Origin of the sequence: Pseudomonas sp. CFBP13509, from assembly GCF_005233485.1 — a bacterium.
In the GTDB taxonomy this organism is placed as follows: Bacteria; Pseudomonadota; Gammaproteobacteria; order Pseudomonadales; family Pseudomonadaceae; genus Aquipseudomonas; species Aquipseudomonas marginalis.
This window is the reverse complement of sequence record NZ_QGAA01000002.1, coordinates 262386-280282: the sequence shown is the minus strand read 5'-3', so window position 1 is coordinate 280282 and position 17897 is coordinate 262386. Positions and strand designations below refer to the sequence as shown.

The 17897-nt window shown below is 60.4% G+C and carries 13 protein-coding genes and 1 pseudogene; 6 read left to right on the top strand and 8 right to left on the bottom strand.

Going from position 1 to position 17897, the window contains the following annotated elements; all coding sequences use genetic code 11:
- Window positions 1-24 precede the first annotated feature (24 nt).
- Window positions 25-888 (bottom strand): methyl-accepting chemotaxis protein, encoded by an 864-nt coding sequence (locus PspCFBP13509_RS32075; RefSeq protein WP_370671258.1) that lies wholly within the window; start codon window positions 886-888, stop codon window positions 25-27.
- Window positions 880-1635 (bottom strand): annotated as a pseudogene (locus PspCFBP13509_RS32070) (MCP four helix bundle domain-containing protein); the annotation flags it as partial. The pseudogene PspCFBP13509_RS32070 and the gene PspCFBP13509_RS32075, both read right to left, overlap by 9 nt.
- A 291-nt stretch (window positions 1636-1926) precedes the next feature.
- On the opposite strand from PspCFBP13509_RS32070, the gene PspCFBP13509_RS04655 reads away from it, so the two are divergent.
- Both PspCFBP13509_RS04655 and PspCFBP13509_RS04650 read left to right on the top strand, forming a co-directional pair.
- A complete protein-coding gene (locus tag PspCFBP13509_RS04655; RefSeq protein WP_003187970.1) occupies window positions 1927-2157 on the top strand; it encodes a hypothetical protein in 231 nt (76 codons plus the stop codon).
- Window positions 2154-2444, top strand: a complete 291-nt coding sequence (locus PspCFBP13509_RS04650) for a cell division protein ZapA (RefSeq protein WP_017526490.1) — start codon at window positions 2154-2156, stop codon at window positions 2442-2444. Before PspCFBP13509_RS04655 ends, PspCFBP13509_RS04650 begins: the two co-directional genes overlap by 4 nt.
- Here the strand turns inward: PspCFBP13509_RS04650 and PspCFBP13509_RS04645 are convergent.
- Window positions 2441-4243: an acyl-CoA dehydrogenase gene (locus PspCFBP13509_RS04645; protein WP_065925682.1), complete on the bottom strand. Its 1803-nt coding sequence runs from the start codon at window positions 4241-4243 to the stop codon at window positions 2441-2443. The genes PspCFBP13509_RS04650 and PspCFBP13509_RS04645 overlap by 4 nt on opposite strands.
- Window positions 4244-4395: 152 nt before the next feature.
- The gene (gene putA / locus PspCFBP13509_RS04640; protein ID WP_065925681.1) at window positions 4396-8349 is read right to left on the bottom strand and encodes a trifunctional transcriptional regulator/proline dehydrogenase/L-glutamate gamma-semialdehyde dehydrogenase; all 3954 of its coding nucleotides are present in this window, start codon (window positions 8347-8349) and stop codon (window positions 4396-4398) included.
- 460 nt (window positions 8350-8809) lie between these two features.
- Here putA and putP point away from each other — a divergent pair, with 460 nt between their 5' ends.
- Window positions 8810-10294: a sodium/proline symporter PutP gene (gene putP / locus PspCFBP13509_RS04630; RefSeq protein ID WP_074848521.1), complete on the top strand. Its 1485-nt coding sequence runs from the start codon at window positions 8810-8812 to the stop codon at window positions 10292-10294.
- 96 nt (window positions 10295-10390) lie between these two features.
- Here putP and PspCFBP13509_RS04625 read toward each other — a convergent pair whose 3' ends face one another.
- Window positions 10391-10780 (bottom strand): hypothetical protein, encoded by a 390-nt coding sequence (locus PspCFBP13509_RS04625; RefSeq protein ID WP_074848523.1) that lies wholly within the window; start codon window positions 10778-10780, stop codon window positions 10391-10393.
- Window positions 10770-11717 carry a hypothetical protein gene (locus PspCFBP13509_RS04620; protein ID WP_074848525.1) on the bottom strand — a complete coding sequence of 316 codons (948 nt, stop codon included), beginning with the start codon at window positions 11715-11717 and terminating at the stop codon, window positions 10770-10772. Before PspCFBP13509_RS04620 ends, PspCFBP13509_RS04625 begins: the two co-directional genes overlap by 11 nt.
- Before the next feature lie 368 nt (window positions 11718-12085).
- Here PspCFBP13509_RS04620 and PspCFBP13509_RS04615 point away from each other — a divergent pair, with 368 nt between their 5' ends.
- The gene (locus tag PspCFBP13509_RS04615) at window positions 12086-14116 is read left to right on the top strand and encodes a type VI secretion system Vgr family protein (RefSeq protein ID WP_137211629.1); all 2031 of its coding nucleotides are present in this window, start codon (window positions 12086-12088) and stop codon (window positions 14114-14116) included.
- Window positions 14116-14841, top strand: a complete 726-nt coding sequence (locus PspCFBP13509_RS04610) for a DUF4123 domain-containing protein (RefSeq protein WP_137211628.1) — start codon at window positions 14116-14118, stop codon at window positions 14839-14841. Before PspCFBP13509_RS04615 ends, PspCFBP13509_RS04610 begins: the two co-directional genes overlap by 1 nt.
- On the opposite strand, the gene PspCFBP13509_RS04605 is transcribed toward PspCFBP13509_RS04610, so the two are convergent.
- Window positions 14827-16104, bottom strand: a complete 1278-nt coding sequence (locus tag PspCFBP13509_RS04605; RefSeq protein WP_137211627.1) for an O-acetylhomoserine aminocarboxypropyltransferase/cysteine synthase family protein — start codon at window positions 16102-16104, stop codon at window positions 14827-14829. The two genes, PspCFBP13509_RS04610 and PspCFBP13509_RS04605, sit on opposite strands and share 15 nt — an antisense overlap.
- Window positions 16105-16279: 175 nt before the next feature.
- Here PspCFBP13509_RS04605 and PspCFBP13509_RS04600 point away from each other — a divergent pair, with 175 nt between their 5' ends.
- On the top strand, window positions 16280-17116 hold the full coding sequence (locus tag PspCFBP13509_RS04600) for a 23S rRNA (adenine(2030)-N(6))-methyltransferase RlmJ (protein ID WP_065925676.1): 837 nt from the start codon (window positions 16280-16282) through the stop codon (window positions 17114-17116).
- Between the two features lie 104 nt (window positions 17117-17220).
- Here the strand turns inward: PspCFBP13509_RS04600 and msrA are convergent, their stop codons facing one another.
- On the bottom strand, window positions 17221-17868 hold the full coding sequence (msrA, locus tag PspCFBP13509_RS04595; RefSeq protein WP_065925675.1) for a peptide-methionine (S)-S-oxide reductase MsrA: 648 nt from the start codon (window positions 17866-17868) through the stop codon (window positions 17221-17223).
- Between the last annotated feature and the right edge of the window lie 29 nt (window positions 17869-17897).

The window sequence follows — 17897 nt, the reverse complement described above, 5'->3', positions numbered from 1 at the left end:
CCACATTTCAGCCAGTGCAGGGCGTTAGAGGCGGAAGCGGCCTACCATCCCGTTCAGGTCTACCGCCAGGCGTGACAATTCGCTGCTCGCGGCGCTGGTCTGGCTGGCGCCCGTAGCGGATTGCACCGACAGATCACGAATGTTCACCAGGTTGCGGTCCACTTCCCGCGCCACCTGCGCCTGTTCTTCCGCAGCGCTGGCGATCACCAGGTTGCGCTCGTTGATCTCGACAATCGCCGTGTTGATGGTGTCCAGCGACATCCCTGCGCCTTTGGCGATGTTCAGCGTCGACTCCGCCCGCTCGGTGCTGTTGCGCATCGAGTCCACCGCGTGCTCGGTACCGGCCTGGATACTGCCGATCATCCGCTCGATCTCGCTGGTGGACTGCTGGGTACGATGGGCCAGGGCCCGCACTTCATCGGCGACCACCGCGAACCCGCGACCGGCTTCACCGGCGCGCGCGGCTTCAATCGCCGCGTTCAGGGCCAGCAAATTGGTCTGGTCGGCCAGGCCGCGAATCACGTCCAGCACTTTGCCGATATCGCGCGACTCATTGGCCAGTTCGCCGATCAGGGTGGCGGTTGCTTGCACATCGCCGCTCATGCGCTCGATGGCGCTGACGGTTTCCTGCACCAGGTCGCGGCCGTCGCCAGCAGACGTGGTGGCGTTGCGCGAGGCTTCCGAGGTGCTCACCGCATTGCGTGCGACTTCTTCAACGGCGCTGGTCATCTCGTTGACGGCGGTGGCGGCTTGCTCGATTTCGTTGTTTTGCCGGGTCAGGCCACGGGCACTTTCGTCGGTGACGGCGTTCAGTTCCTCGGCGGCGGAAGCCAGTTGGGTGGCGGAGCCGGCGATGCGTTGCAGGGTGTCGCGCAGTTTGTCCTGCATCTTGGCCATGGCGGCGAGCAGGCGCCCGGCCTCATCGTTGCCGTCGACTTTGATCGGCCGTGTCAGGTTGCCTTCGGCGACTTCTTCCGCCGCTTCCAGTGCCTGTGAAATCGGCAGGGTGATGCTGCGGGTCAGCAGCCAGGCAAACAGCAGGGTCAGCAGCGTGGCGATCACCAGCAGGCCCACGACCAGGTTGAAGGCCGTGTTGTATTGGTCTTCGGCCTCCTGATTGGTGGCCAGGGCCATCTTGTTATTGAGGTCCAGCAGGCGCGTCAGCACGGCGTTGACCTGCTCGGAGTTGCTCAGCAATTCGGTGTTAAGCAGGCTGCGCAGCTCATCCATCTGGTTGGCCCGTGACAGGCTCTTCATGCGCTCTTCAATCTGATGGTACTGGCCCAGCAGGCTTACATATTCGTTGTAGGTGCTACGTTCTTCGCTGCTTTCAATCAGTTTCTCGTAGACGCCCTGGGCGGTGCGGATCTGCTGGTTGCGCAGTTCGAAGGCTTCCAGGGTCTTTTGCTGCACATCCGGCTCGCGGTTGGTCAGCAAGCGGTAAGACAGCACGCGCAGGCGCAGGGTCAGTTGGGTGAACTCGTCCAGGGCGCGGATGCTTGGCACGCTGGACAAGGTAATGTCTTCAGTGGCGCCACGGATCTTGCTCATCTGGTTCAGGGCGAACACGCCTAGAAACAACATCAACGCGCCAATAAACGCGAAGCCGAGGAAGGCCCTCGGAGCGATATTCATATTACGAAGCGACATGCGGAAATCCTGGGAGAGGCGCAATCCGTGCGGTCATGAGACGGGGTGTGCCTCTCTATCGGGCATACGACTAAAGTCTAAAGGGGGCTGTGCGTTTTTGTCGCATCTGACGAGGGGTTGCGCGGATTCAGGAACCAGATGGGGGAAATGCAGTCACTAAGGCTCGAAAGCGTGGCCCGGCCCTTAAAAAACGGGCTGCGCGCCAGGGATAACCCTGGCATCCGAGGTGAATTTTCTTTATCGTCACCGCCCTTTGAAAAAGCCCGAGAAATCAAAATGTTAGAAGCATCCCTCAGCCAACTGGAACAACTGGTCAGCGACCTGGTACAGCAGAATCAGGAGCTACTGGGCAGCAACGAATCCCTCAAGGCCGAACTGGCTCGCGCCAAGGATGAGAACGACAGCCTGCAACTGAACCTGATGGAGCAGGAAGAAAAGCACGGCGCCACCGCAGCACGTATCCAGGCGCTGGTTGAGCGCGTGAGCGCAGGCCCTGTCAGCGCATGAATGAAGGGATAAAGGTCGTTTCGATTCTCGGAGAGGATTACTCGATCAAGGCCCCGGCGGGGGAAGATAAAACCCTGATGCACGCCGTGACCATGCTCAAGGCCTCCCTGGCCACCACCAAGAAAAAGTACCCGACCCTGATCGGTGACAAGCTACTGGTGCTGGCGGCGCTGAACCTGTGCGCCGAGCAGATCGAAATGCAGCAGGCTCACCAGCAGGAACTCGACCGTTACCAAGAGCAAGTCAGCGCCACGGTCGAGGTGATTTCCAAGGCGATCCAGCCCTAGAACCACTCATCCTGCATCCCCAGGCACGTATCATCCCGTGCCTCCAGAATCACCAGTTCATGATGGCAGCCCGGAATCTCCCAAGTCAGGAAGTACCGGGCGGCCTGGAGCTTGCCTTGATAGAAGGCGACATCGGCCACATTGCCCTTGGCCAGCCCTTCTTCGGCGCGAATCGCCTGTTCCAGCCAGCGCCAGCCAATCACCGTATGCCCGAATACCTTCAGGTACAGCGCCGAGTTCGCCAGGCTGCTGTTGACCTTGCCCTGGGCGAGATCCGTCAGCAGGCCGATGGTCACGCTTTGCAGGCGGCTGACCAGGTGCTCCAACGGCTCTCTCAATGCCGTCAGGCCTGGATATTCCTGTGCCCGCGCGCCCGTGTCGGCGATCAGCCGGATCAGTTGCTTCAGGCCCGCGCCGCCGTTCTGCGCCAGCTTGCGCCCCAGCAGGTCCAGGGACTGGATGCCATGGGTGCCCTCGTGGATCGGGTTCAGGCGGTTGTCGCGGTAATACTGCTCCACCGGGTATTCGCGGGTATAACCATGGCCGCCGAGGATCTGGATCGCCAGTTCGTTGGCCTTGAGGCAGAACTCCGAGGGCCAGGATTTGACGATGGGGGTGAGCAGGTCCAGCAGTTCATGGGCCTGTTTGCGTTCGGCCTCGGTCTCCAGTGTGGTGGTGTCATCGAACAGCCGCGCGGCGTACAGGCCCAGGTCAAAGGCACCTTCGACGTAGGCTTTTTGCGTCAGCAGCATGCGCTTGATATCGGCGTGCTGGATGATCGAGACCGGCGCGGTGCCTGGGTCCTTGCTGTCGGGCAAGCGGCCTTGCGGGCGTTCGCGGGCGTATTCCAGCGAATAGAGATAACCGGCGTAACCGAGCATCACCGCGCCCATGCCGACACCGATGCGCGCCTCGTTCATCATCTGGAACATGCAGCTCAGGCCTTGGTGCGGTTTACCCACCAGATAGCCGACGCAGTTGCCGTTATCGCCGAAATTCAGTGCCGTGGACGTGGTGCCACGCCAGCCCATCTTATGAAACAGCCCGGCCAGCAGCACGTCGTTGCGCGCGCCGAGGCTGCCGTCGTCGTTGACCAGGAATTTGGGCACGATAAACAGCGAAATGCCCTTCACCCCGGCGGGCGCGTCCGGCAGCTTGGCCAGCACCATGTGCACGATGTTTTCCGACAGCGGGTGGTCGCCGCCGGAGATGAAGATCTTGTTGCCTTTGAGGCGATAGCTGCCGTCAGCCGCGGGCTCGGCGCGGGTACGAATATCCGACAGCGATGAGCCGGCGTGGGGCTCGGTCAGGGCCATGGTGCCGAAGAAACGGCCTTCGATCATTGGTTGCAGGAAGCGCTGTTTTTGCTCCTCGGTGCCGAAGCTTTCGATCAGGTTGGCGGCGCCCATGGTCAGGAACGGGTAGGACGTCGAGGCCGCGTTGGCGGATTGGAAGTGAGCGAAGCAGGCCTGGGACAGCAGGGTCGGCAACTGCATGCCACCGGCTTCGAAGCTGCGGGCCGCATTGAGGAAGCCGGCTTCAAGGAACGCATCCACCGCCGGTTTCACTTCCGGAATCAGAATCGCCTTGCCGTCCTCAAAACGCGGTTCGTTCTCGTCGTTCTTGCGGTTGTGTGGCGCGAAGTACTTCTCGGCAATGTTGCGGGCCGTGCTGATGGCCGCATCGAAGGTTTCGCGGTTGTGCTCGGCAAACCGCTCGCGCTGGGTCAGGCCCTCGGCATCGAGGACTTCGTACAGCTCGAAAGCCAGATTGCGGGAACTGAGCAGCGTCTCGGACATGGCGGATTACCTTTGGGGAATTGGCCTGAGTCTAAGTGCGCGAATAAAGACTGGATAGCAAGATTGATCTGGGTGATGAAGAGGCAGAACGCGGGGAGGGGAATTGAAATGCGATCAAATGTGGGAGAGGGCAAGCCCCCTCCCACATTCAGTTAGCCGATGGTCATCAGGCTGGCATTACCGCCGGCAGCAGCGGTGTTAACGCTCAACGCACGTTCGATCACCAGGCGCTCCAAGGCAATCGTGGTCTCGCCCTGAGACAAACCATGTACCCCGACAATCGCCCCGCCACGCTGCGCCACTTGCTGGCACACCCCACGCAGTTGGTCGGAATCGCCGTGGTGCAGGACGGCGTCAAACACCACCTCGTCCTTGCTCCAGTCGGCCACGCGCTTGATTTTCGCCTGAATCTCCTTCGGCAACCGTGGGAACACGGCCTTGGTCAAGTCGGTTTCCGGCCATACCGCCGAACCGCCGACCGCCAATACCGCCGCCAGTTGAGTCAACAGGTCGCCTTCCACGTCCGCCAGGCACAGTACGTGCTCGCGAGGCAGGATGGCGTAGCTGTTGCGCTCGCCGGTCGGGCCGGCCAATTGACGGGTGATACCGCTTTGGGACTGCGCGGCGAACTGGCTGCACAGCGCACTCAGCTCGCTGAACTTATTGCTGTCGGCCCAGGTTTTCAGGGCGGTCAGCGGTTGGCTCAAGGCGTCGCGCAGGCGTACATCCGGTGCCGCCAGCTTGTCGCCACGTACGAAGGATTGCTCGATCGCATCGGTAGGACGGGTCGACAGCAAGCGGTACAGGTACAGCGGACCACCGGCTTTCGGGCCTGTGCCCGACAGGCCTTCGCCGCCGAACGGCTGCACGCCGACCACGGCACCGACGATGTTGCGGTTTACATAGACGTTACCGGCATTGACGTTGTCGATCACCTTGGCGATGGTCTCGTCGATACGGGTGTGTACGCCCAGGGTCAGGCCATAGCCGGACGCGTTGATCTGGCCGATAAGCTGGTCGATCTCCTTGCGCTTGTAGCGCACCACGTGCAGCACCGGGCCGAAGATCTCCCGTTGCAGTTCGTCGAAGCTTTCCAGCTCGATCAGGGTGGGCATCACGAAGGTGCCGCGCTTGATTTCTTCACCGTCGGCAATCGCCACCTGGTACACATTGCGGCCTTTGTCGCGCATGGCCTGGATGTGTTTCTCGATGCCGGCCTTGGCTTCGGCGTCGATCACCGGGCCGATGTCCACCGACAGGCGTTCCGGGTTGCCCAGGCGGCATTCAGCCATGGCGCCCTTGAGCATTTCGATCACGCGGTCTGCCGAATCTTCCTGCAGGCACAACACGCGCAGGGCCGAGCAACGTTGACCGGCGCTGTCGAAGGCCGAGGACACCACGTCGATGACCACCTGCTCGGTGAGCGCCGAGGAATCGACGATCATCGCGTTCTGGCCGCCGGTCTCGGCGATCAGCGGGATCGGACGGCCCTGGGCATCCAGGCGCCCGGCGACATTGCGTTGCAGCAGGCGCGCGACTTCGGTGGAACCGGTGAACATCACGCCCTTGACGCGATCATCACCCACCAGGCGCGCACCGACGCTTTCACCCTGGCCCGGCAGCAATTGCAGTACGCCTTGGGGAATACCGGCTTCGAGCAGGATGCGCACGGCTTGTGCAGCCACCAGCGGGGTTTGTTCGGCTGGCTTGGCCAAGACCGGGTTACCGGCGGCCAGTGCGGCAGCCACTTGCCCACTGAAAATCGCCAGCGGGAAGTTCCACGGGCTGATGCACACCACTGGGCCCAATGGGCGGTGGGCGTCATTGGTGAAGTCGTTGCGAGCCTGTACCGCGTAGTAGCGCAGGAAGTCCACGGCCTCACGCACTTCGGCGATGGCGTTGGCGAAGGTCTTGCCGGCTTCGCGGGCCAGCAGGCCCATCAGCGGCTGGATCTCGCCTTCCATCAGGTCGGCGGCACGTTCCAGGATCGCGGCGCGTTCGGCGGGCGGGGTGGCCTGCCAGATCGGGCCGGCGCTGATGGCGCACTGGATCGCGTTGTCGACGTCTTCGACGGTGGCTTCTTGCACGTGACCGACCACGTCACGCAGGTCGGACGGATTCAATACCGGTGCCGCCGCTTGATCGCTGGCGGCGCAACCGAGCATCGGCGCGGCCTTCCAGTTGTTGTGGGCAGTGGCCAGCAGGGCGCAGGACAGCGATGCCAGGCGGTGTTCGTTGGCCAGGTCGATACCGGCCGAGTTGGCACGGTCGCTGCCGTACAGGTCACGGGGCAGCGGGATACGCGGGTGCGGCAGGCCGAAGCCGCCTTCCAGCGTCGCCATCTGCTCGATGCTGGCCACTGGATCGGCCACCAGCTCCTGGATCGAGATGGACTGGTCGGCGATGCGGTTGACGAACGAGGTGTTGGCGCCGTTTTCCAGCAGCCGACGCACCAGGTAGGCCAGCAGTGTTTCGTGAGTGCCGACCGGTGCGTACACGCGGCACGGACGGTTCAGCTTGCCTTCGGAAACCTTGCCTACTACCTGCTCGTACAACGGTTCACCCATGCCGTGCAGGCATTGGAACTCGTACTGGCCGGGGTAATAGTTCTGACCGGCGATATGGTAAATCGCCGACAAGGTATGGGCGTTGTGCGTAGCGAACTGCGGGTAGATGACTTCCGGTACCGACAGCAGCTTGCGTGCACAGGCAATGTAGGAAACATCGGTGTACACCTTGCGGGTATACACCGGATAGCCTTCCAGGCCTTCGACCTGGGCGCGTTTGATCTCGCTGTCCCAGTACGCGCCTTTTACCAGGCGGATCATCAGGCGATGGCGGCTGCGGCGTGCCAGGTCGATGACGTAGTCGATCACATACGGGCAACGCTTCTGGTAGGCCTGGATCACGAAGCCAATGCCGTTCCAGCCGGTCAGCTGCGGTTCGAAGCACAGGCGCTCGAGCAGATCCAGCGACAGCTCCAGGCGGTCGGCTTCTTCGGCGTCGATGTTCAGGCCGATGTCGTATTGCTTGGCCAGCAGGGTCAGGGACAGCAGGCGCGGGTACAGCTCATCCATCACGCGCTCGTACTGCGCACGGCTGTAACGCGGGTGCAGGGCCGACAGCTTGATGGAGATACCCGGGCCTTCATAAATCCCACGGCCGTGGGAGGCTTTGCCGATGGAGTGAATGGCTTGTTCGTACGAGGCCAGGTATTTCTGCGCGTCGTGTTCGGTGAGGGCGGCTTCACCAAGCATGTCGTAGGAATAGCGGAAACCCTTGGCTTCGAATTTGCTCGCGTTGGCCAGGGCTTCGGCGATGGTTTCGCCGGTCACGAACTGCTCGCCCATCAGGCGCATGGCCATGTCGACGCCCTTGCGGATCATCGGCTCGCCGCTCTTGCCGATGATGCGGCTCAGGGATGAGGTGAGGCCGGCTTCGTTATGGGTGGCGACCAGCTTGCCGGTCAGCAGCAGGCCCCAGGTGGCGGCGTTGACGAACAGCGACGGGCTGTTGCCCAGGTGCGGATGCCAGTTGCCGGTGCTGATCTTGTCGCGGATCAGCGCGTCGCGGGTGCCTTTGTCCGGGATCCGCAGCAGTGCTTCGGCCAGGCACATCAGGGCTACGCCTTCTTGGGACGACAGCGAGAATTCCTGCAGCAGGCCCTGAACAATCCCGGCACGGCCGCCGGCACTCTTCTGATTGCGCAGTTTTTCCGCAATCGAAGCGGCGAGCTTGTTGGTGGCTTCGGCCATTTGCACCGGCAGGCGGGCCTGTTCGATCAACATCGGCACCACTTCCGGCTCGGGGCGACGGTAAGCGGCAGTGATCGAAGCGCGCAGTACGGATTGCGGCAGGATGCTCTCGGCGAACTCAAGGAAGCACTGGTGGGCGTGGTCGCTCTGGACTTCGCCTGCGTCGTCAGCGTCCTTGCTGCTCAAGCCGTTGAGCTCGGTCAGGGTTGCACCACCCTCGAGTTTCTCCAGGTAATTGAAAATCGCCTGCTTGATCAGCCAGTGCGGCGTGCGATCAATGGAGGTCGCGGCCGCCTTGAGGCGTTCGCGGGTCGGGTCGTCGAGTTTGACCCCAAGGGTGGTCGTAGCCATTTTCTTATCCTCATGGGTGCCACTACCGAGTGGCATCAGCTGGCGGCAAGATTAGCTTTGCTCAGGGAGAGGTGCAACCGGGTGCAACCCATTTTGTTGATGAATTTTTCGACGCATGATCGGAAAAAATCGGCCGTCGACGGAATCTGCTTCGGCTTGGTGCATTTGCTTCTGAGATCGGCTGTTCTTGCTCCGAAAAGGAGCAAAAAACCAGTGTTTTTTGTGTTTTACACCTGGGTGCAACTTATTCCCAAGAAACTGGTTGCACCTTATTTACTTTGTTGAATAGCATTCGCGCCCAAGGTGCAACCGACTTTAGGGTTTGGTTCATCGGCTGGCGGCTTTCCTGGGGAAACGTCAGTCATAAATGCGCGGCACGCAGGTACGTTTACTCACTGACCAGTGGGTGGCCGTCTGACAGACCGCCGCTACATAAAAACAAAGCCAGGGCGTCACTCATATGAGCGTAAGTAATCCAACCCTGATCACATTCGTGATCTACATCGCAGCAATGGTGCTGATCGGCCTGATGGCCTATCGCTCCACCAACAACCTTTCCGATTACATCCTGGGCGGTCGCAGCCTCGGTAGCGTGGTGACAGCCTTGTCCGCCGGTGCTTCCGACATGAGCGGCTGGTTGTTGATGGGTTTGCCGGGCGCGATCTACATGTCCGGCCTGTCGGAAAGCTGGATCGCCATCGGCCTGATCGTCGGTGCCTACCTCAACTGGCTGTTCGTGGCCGGTCGCCTGCGGGTACAGACCGAGCACAACGGTGACGCCCTGACGCTGCCGGATTACTTCTCCAGCCGTTTCGAAGATAAAAGCGGCCTGCTGCGGATCATCTCTGCGGTGGTGATCCTGGTGTTCTTCACCATCTACTGCGCTTCCGGCATCGTGGCCGGTGCCCGTCTGTTCGAAAGCACCTTCGGCATGTCCTACGAGACCGCGCTGTGGGCCGGTGCTGCAGCGACTATTGCCTACACCTTTATCGGTGGTTTCCTGGCCGTGAGCTGGACCGATACCGTGCAAGCCACGCTGATGATCTTCGCGCTGATCCTGACGCCGATCATTGTGCTGCTGGCCACCGGCGGTGTGGACACTACGTTCCTGGCGATTGAAGCCAAGGACCCGACCAGTTTCGACATGCTGAAAAACACCACTTTCATCGGTGTTATCTCGTTGATGGGCTGGGGCCTGGGTTACTTCGGTCAACCGCACATCCTCGCGCGCTTCATGGCGGCGGATTCGGTGAAGTCGATCGCCAAGGCGCGTCGCATCTCCATGACCTGGATGATCCTGTGCCTGGCCGGTACCGTGGCGGTGGGCTTCTTCGGTATCGCTTACTTCTCGGCGCACCCTGAGGTCGCCGGTCCCGTCACCGAAAACCCTGAGCGTGTGTTCATCGAACTGGCAAAAATCCTGTTCAACCCATGGGTTGCCGGTGTCCTGCTGTCGGCCATCCTCGCCGCCGTGATGAGCACCTTGAGCTGCCAACTACTGGTGTGCTCCAGCGCCCTGACCGAAGATTTCTACAAAGCGTTCCTGCGCAAGAACGCCTCCCAGCTTGAGCTGGTGTGGATCGGTCGCGTGATGGTGCTGGTGGTTGCCCTGATCGCCATCGCCATGGCCGCCAACCCGAACAACCGCGTCCTGGGGCTGGTGAGCTACGCCTGGGCCGGTTTCGGCGCTGCGTTCGGCCCTGTGGTGCTGATCTCGGTGATCTGGAAAAACATGACCCGCAACGGCGCACTGGCCGGCATCCTGGTCGGCGCGACCACCGTGATCGTGTGGAAGCACTTCGAACTGCTGGGCCTTTACGAAATCATCCCTGGCTTCATCTTCGCCAGTCTGGCCATCTATTTCGTAAGCAAGCTGGGCGCACCGACAGCCGGTATGGTCGAGCGCTTTGATGCGGCGGAAAAAGACTACAACCTCAATAAGTGATTCGCCGGGCGCTGAGCGCCTGTCGAGATGAAAAAACGGCCTGCGTCCTTTGGATGGGGGCCGTTTTTTTAAGGTTTTGAGGTCAAACAACGCGGATCACAGGCTCAGCTGATTGCTGAAATGAAAGATTATCGCACCGACAGCTCCGACTAGACCTGTGAGGGCCGTTCCGTGAAGTGCGAGTTTCAGATTGCGCGGAAACTCCTTGACCTGTTTTGCGTTAATAACGCCACGTTTTGCGTTCCACTTCGGCAGCGCGATTGCTATATAGACGGCACATAGTCTGCCTAATCTTCCTGGTAGGTTGTCACTAAAAATACGCCTGTAGTTGTTTATCAGGCTGCACTGGTCCAACAAATCTTCCATCTTTTTCAATTTTCGATAGGCCAGGAAAAAATCGAGAATGACCGCTGTAAGCATTGAGCCCGCCGAGACCAGCGCTACTTGATCTTTTGCGGGGAGGCTGAGGACGTACTCAATACTCATACAGGACTTCTCCGGCGGCTGCGCCGACCTCGCTTCCCAAGTTACCTAGAGCAAAGCCCATTGCTCCCCCAGCTATCAGAAGGCAGCCCAAGGCAAACGGCCCGGCTGTCGGGGCCATTACGGCTATACACAAACCCATTCCCATCTGGCCTCCGATGATTCCCCCTGCCACCCCGAACGTTAATTTACCTGCCTCCACATACTTCGCTTTTCTGCATTGCTGATCTCTCCCAGTGGAGCACGCCTCCTTGATCTCCAGCGCCGTCGCTGTCGTACTCAGTGCTATTCCCAATGGTGTACCGTTTTTAAGAAATTTTGCTGTTTTGGAGACCCGCGCAATAGTTTTGCTGTACTGATTTATCTCCCCACTATGCAAGTAGCTCTTGGTTGAAATTCCCAGCATTTTCTTGATCGAGCCTTCATTCCTCAGGCCTGTTCCATAACGCGCAAAGCTGCGCATCTGTGCTTCCAGCTTGGCAAATAGAACTTGGCGTCGAGCCAGGAAGTCATCTCTTGCAGCACCTCCTCCAAGACGCAATGATTGTTTGTGCAGTGCATCAATTTCATCGAGCGTGTTCACTATTTCTTGTAAGTGTCGGCTCCAAGCGTCGCCTGCAGTACCTATCCCTAGTGATGCGTAACCCAGCAGTTTTTGTAGCAGGTCGTAGTTGTGCAGGGCGAAGGTATCTGCGCCTTCGGCCATTACGCTATGACGAATGTCCCAGGCGGCGCGCATCAAGCGTGACTCTTCCAAGGTACAGCTCGCTGTGGTTTCGTCCCCGATGATGACTAACTGCCCTGGCAGTACAACAACATTGCGAATATGAGTATTGAGGGCATCAAACTTCGCTTCGGCGTGTTTGCTCAATCGTAGTTTTGCCTTGAGCTCCACTGAGGTTTGTCGATGCTCATTGATGAATGCATAGGGGGGAGGCATTACACACTCCCCCGCGATGCAGATTGGCTCGAAGCGAGGTGATTGCCTGCCATGAAAGCATTCCTTTTTGAATGAACATGGCTGCGCAATTTAAATAGCCACCTGGAGGGTGTCTTGGTTATGGCGGATGAATTTCGGGTGGTTTTTTGTTTTTGGGAAAAGGGCTACTGAGCTGCGTCTGAGTTCTGTCAGACGCGTGTGTTTTTACTGAGGCTCGGTGTGCAATTACCTGCCGAAAAGCCATGAAAGAGTGAAGCTAGGAATTGGAAACCCGGCGCGTAAGGATTTACTGATTTGTTCGCGCTGCGGTCGGTTCGATAAGTGACTGGTACAGAATCTCCCGCCTACCCCTCGCAGAGAAACACCGGATGTTCGCTCCTGCCAATCAAAGTGCCTTTACCCTGACCCTCGACGGTGTGCCGAGTGAACTCAAGGTGTTCGAGTTCCATGGCAATGAAGCCATCAGCCAGCCGTATCGTTTTGATCTTGAACTGATCAGCGAACAGCCCGACCTGGACCTGGAAAGCCTGCTGCATCGTCCGGCATACCTGGGCTTCGACGCTCACGGTCATGGCGTCCACGGCCTGGTTTATCGGGTGGCGCAGGGCGATTCCGGGCGGCGGCTGACGCGTTACCAGATCAGCCTTGTGCCGCAGTTGGCCTATCTCGCGCACAGCAGTCACCAGCGGATCTTCCAGCACAAGACGGTGCCGCAGATCATTGCGCAGGTGCTGGCGGAGCAGCAGCTCCATGCCGACCAATTCGAATTTCACCTCAGTGGCGCCTATCCCGAGCGCGAGTATTGCGTGCAGTTTGGCGAGAGCGACCTGGCCTTCATTCAGCGCCTGTGTGCCGAACAGGGGATTCACTATCACTTCCAGCATTCGCCCGAAGGACACCTGCTGGTGTTTGGCGATGACCAGACCGTTTTCGCCCCGCCCGATCAGCCTACGCCCTACATGCCGGGCTCCGGGATGGTGGCGGATACGCCGGCCATCAAGCGCTTTGCGCTGCGGTTGGAAATCCGCACCACCGCGGTCAACCTGCGTGACTACGACTTTCTCAAGCCGAGCCTGGTGCTGGAGAGTGGCGTGGTCGGCGAACAGCTTCCACGGTTTGAGGCGCAGGCCTACCCCGGTCATTTTTCCGATCGCCCCCACGGCAAATACCTCGCGCAACGTGGCCTGGAGCGGCACCGTAGCGACTATCGAATAGCTCGTGCCAGCGGCGATGACCCTGCATTGAGCAGCGGCCGGTTCCTCAAGTTGACTGGGCATCCGCGGGACGAATGGAATGACGTGTGGCTGGTGACGCAAGTTACCCACGAAGGCAGGCAGCCCCAGGTTCTGGAGGAGGCTGTCACCGAGGTTGGCGGTGGAGATTTTCTTCAGGGGTATCGCAATGAATGTGTGGCGACTCCGTGGGACGTGATCTTCCGCCCGCCCTCACCTGAGCACTCGAGGCCGACTTTGTCGGGTTACCAGAACGCCGTGGTCACCGGCCCCGTCGACAGTGAAATCCATTGCGACGAATACGGCCGGGTCAAGGTGCAACTGGCCTGGGATCGCGTTGGCGAGCATAACGATCATTCCAGTTGCTGGCTGCGGGTGGCCAGCGGTTGGGCCCATGACCGCTATGGTTCGGTGCTTATCCCGCGCGTGGGCATGGAAGTGCTGGTGGGGTTCGTCGATGGAGATATGGACATGCCGCTGGTGATGGGCTGCCTGCCCAACGCGGCGACGCCGGTCCCTCTCGACCTGCCGGCAGACAAGACCCGCAGCATCTTCCGTAGCCAAAGCAGCCCCGGTGGCGGTGGCTACAACGAACTGCGCATCGAAGACCGCAAGGGCGCCGAGGAGATCTACCTGCGCGCCCAGCGGGACTGGACCCAACATGTGCTGCACGACCAGCAGGTGCAGATCGACAATCAATGCCGCATCAGGGTGGGCGGTGAGTCGCACCATGAACTGCATGGCGAAGAGCAGCGCATCACCCATGGCAATCGTTTGACCGAACTCAAGCAGGACGATCATCTGGTGGTCGGTGGTTCGCAGCAGATGCGGGCCGGGCGGGCCATCCAGATTGGCGCCGGGCAGAGCGTCGTTATAGAGGCGGGCGCAAGCGTGACAATTCAGGCCGGTGGGCAGTCGATTACGCTGTCGGCAGACGGGATCTTCAGCAGCGCGCCGATTCAGCTGGGAGGCGCGCCTGCTCCGGCGGCTTCGCCATTGATGCCTGGGGTGAAGGCGGCGTTGCTGGCGGTTATTCCCGCACCGCTGAGCCGGATGCAAGTGGCCAGCCTCAAACGTAGTGCTCCGTTTTGCGAAGAGTGCCAACGCTGCAGTGACGGTCAGTGCGGTGCCCCCACCCCATTCAACCTTAAAAGGAATTTTCCCTGATGCCTCAATCCCTGACCCCCGATGACTGGCTAGGGCAATGCCCTCTACTCCCCGGCGAGCGGCTCTATGTGGTGCTGAGCAGTGCCAGTGATGCGAAACCGCTGGCTGCCTGGAAAGTCTCGGCAGCCGGGATGCCGCCTCAAGCGATCTGGGCAGGCACGGCCTATGCCGAGTGGGGTGAGGTGATGCCCTGCGTAGGGATTGTCGAATCCGACAGTGCCTTCCTCGATTGGATTGCAACCACTGAAGCGACGGATTGGGGTTGGCTGGCGGTTTCGTCCAGTCCGTTGGAAGCCGTAGTCGCCCACCTGCAAAGCCTGACCAAGATACTGCTTCCCGATGAGCGGAGCGTGTTCCTGCGCTTCTGGGATGGCGCCCAGTTTCTGCCGATTGTGCAGAAGCTGGGCGATGAAATCGGCGCGGTGTTGCCGGTGTTCCAGCGGTACCTGATCAATGGCCAGTCGCTGGGCGTTGCGACGGCGTCGGTAACGGCGGCCAAAGCCAGTCCCTGGTGGCGAGTGCCTGAATCGTTATTGGAACACCTGGCCGCGCAGTCGCCACAGACCCTGATCGACAACCTGCTGCAGTGGCTTGAAGAGCAGCGCCCCGACCTGTATGCCGCTTTTACGCCGGCGACCTTGCGGCACAAGGTCGCCTACTTCGCGCGCAGTACGGACATCAGCGCTGAAGCGCTGGCGGGCTACCTGGACTCAGAGTTGAGTTGAGGCCAGCGCCTGTTGCAGGTCGTCGATCAGGTCTTCGACCGCTTCGATACCCACCGACAGGCGAATCATTTCCGGTTTTACGCCGGCCTTGGCCTGTTCCTGCTCGTTCATCTGTCGGTGAGTGGTGGAAGCCGGGTGGCAGGCCAGGGACTTGGCGTCGCCGATGTTGACCAGGCGCTTGAAGATTTGCAGGGCGTCGTAGAAGCGCACACCGGCATCAAAGCCGCCCTTCAAGCCGAAGGACAGGATCGCCGACGGTTTGCCCTGCATGTATTTCTGCGCCAATGCGTGGTGCGGGTGGTCCGGCAGGCCGGCGTAGCTCACCCATTCAACCTCGGCATGGCCTTGCAGGAATTGCGCGATTTTCAGGGCGTTTTCGGTGTGGCGCTCCATGCGCAATGCCAGTGTTTCCAGACCTTGAAGCAACAGGAAGGCATTCATCGGCGCCAACGCTGCACCGGTGTTGCGCAGTGGCACGGTACGAGCACGGGCGATGAAGGCGGCGGGGCCGAATTTTTCGGTATAGACCACGCCGTGATAGGCCGGCTCGGGCTGGTTGAGGCCGGGGAATTTATCCGCGTATTTCGTCCACGGGAACGTGCCACTGTCGACAATTACACCGCCCAGGGAGTTGCCATGGCCGCCGACGTATTTGGTCACCGAGTGCACCACGATGTCGGCGCCGAACTGGATCGGCTTGCACAGGATCGGCGTGGCCACGGTGTTGTCCACCACCAGCGGCACGCCACGGGCATGGGCAGCGTCGGCCAGGGCTTCGATGTCGATGATATTGCCCGCGGGGTTGCCGATACTTTCGCAGTACACCAGCTTGGTGTTGTCATCGATCAGTTCGGCGATGGCTGCAGCGCAATCGTCCCGGGCGAAACGCACCTCCACGCCAAAGCTCGGCAGCAGGTGGGCGAACAGCGTATAGGTGCCGCCGTAGAGTTGCGGAGTGGTGACGATATTGTCACCCGCACGGGTCAAGGTCTGGATTGCGTAGTGGATCGCCGCGCTGCCGGCCGAGACTGCCAGCGCTGCGATACCGCCTTCAAGGGCGGCGATGCGCTGCTCCAGCACATCGTTGGTGGGGTTCATGATGCGCGTGTAGATATTGCCGGGTACGTCCAGGTTGAACAGGTCGGCGCCGTGTTGGGCGTTATCGAATTCGAAGGCGACGTTCTGGTAGATCGGCACGGCGACGGCCTTGGTGGTCGGGTCCGACTTGAAACCGTGGTGCAGCGCGATGGTGGCGTCTTTCATGATTGTTATTGACCTCCCTGGAGTGGTGGAAGGCCACAATAAATCCGCCTTGCCGTCGGCATTTAGATTTTTTTCAACGGGCTGCCTGCCTTTGCGGCATAAGCACCGCCCGGCATGCGGCCCTGCACCTTTGCGCCCTTAGAAGGTAAACTTCGCCCCCTGCGCAGGAGCAACCATGAATTATCGTCACGCCTTTCACGCCGGCAACCACGCCGATGTCTTCAAACACCTGACCTTGACCCGCCTCATCGCCCTGATGTCGCGCAAGGAGCAGCCGTTCGCCTACCTCGACACCCATGCCGGGATTGGTCTGTACGACCTGCAAGGTGATCAGGCCAATCGCACGGGTGAGTACCTGGAAGGTATCGCGCGCTTGTGGGGCGCCGACGATCTACCGCCGTTGACCGCCGACTACATGCGCGTGCTGCACGAGATGAACCCCGATGGCCAGTTGCGCTACTACCCGGGCTCGCCGGAGCTGGCGCGCCGCCTTACGCGCCCCCAGGACCGCGTGCTGCTCAATGAAAAACACCCGGAAGACGGCGTGTTGCTCAAGGACAACATGAAGGGCGATCGTCGGGTCAAGGTTCATTTGGGCGAAGGCTGGCATGTGCCGCGCGCCCTGTTACCGGTGCCGGAAAAACGTGCGTTGATGCTGATTGATCCGCCGTTTGAACAGCTCGACGAAATGCAGCGCTGCGCCGCCGCCCTCAAGGAAGCCGTCAGCCGTATGCGCCAGACCGTCGCGGCGATCTGGTACCCGGTGAAGGACCAGCGCATGCTGCGTCGCTTCTACCAGGACCTGGCCGGCACCGGTGCGCCGAAGTTGCTGCGCGTGGAATTGCTGGTGCATCCGCTGGACACGCCCAACACCCTGACCGGCTCGGGCCTGGCGATTGCCAACCCGCCGTGGGGCCTGGAAGAGGAGTTGCGTGAGCTGCTGCCGTGGCTGTCCAGGAAGCTTGGCCAGACCCAGGGTGGGTGGCAGATGGATTGGCTCATAGCTGAGTAGTTGTAAGTTGCAAGCTTCAAGCTTCAAGCTTCAAGCTTCAAGCTTCAAGCTGCAAGTGAGAGCAGAAAACACCACTTGCAGCTTGAAACTTGCAGCTCCGATCTTCAGATCGGGCAAGTCACGCCGGTACCGCCGATCCCACAGTAGCCCTGCGGGTTCTTCGCCAGGTACTGCTGGTGATACGCCTCGGCGAAGTACACCGTCGGCGCCTCTTCGATTTCGGTGGTGATGGTGCCCAGGCCGGCCTTGGTCAATTCTGCTTGATAGGCATCGGCACTGGCCTTTGCCGCCGCCAGTTGCTCAGGCGTGGTCGCATAGATCACCGAGCGGTACTGGGTGCCGATGTCGTTGCCCTGGCGCATGCCCTGGGTCGGGTTGTGCAGTTCCCAGAACATCTTCAGCAGGTCTTCGTAGTTCACCTTGGCTTGGTCATACACCACCAGCACCACTTCGCTGTGGCCGGTCAGGCCCGAGCAGACTTCTTCATACGTCGGGTTCGGCGTGAAACCACCGGCATAGCCGACCACGGTGCTGACCACGCCATCGCGCTGCCAGAACTTGCGCTCGGCGCCCCAGAAACAACCCAGGCCGAAGATCGCGAAGCCGACGTCGTCGACGAATGGGCCCAGCAGCGGGTTGCCGTTGACGAAGTGCGTCTGCGGCAGGTTCATCGGGGTTTCACGACCAGGCAACGCTTGTTCTTGAGTAGGCAGCACGTTTTTGTTCACCAGAATTTCCGAGCGCAAGACCATGAGCAGTCCTCTCGTCAGGTTGAGTTAGC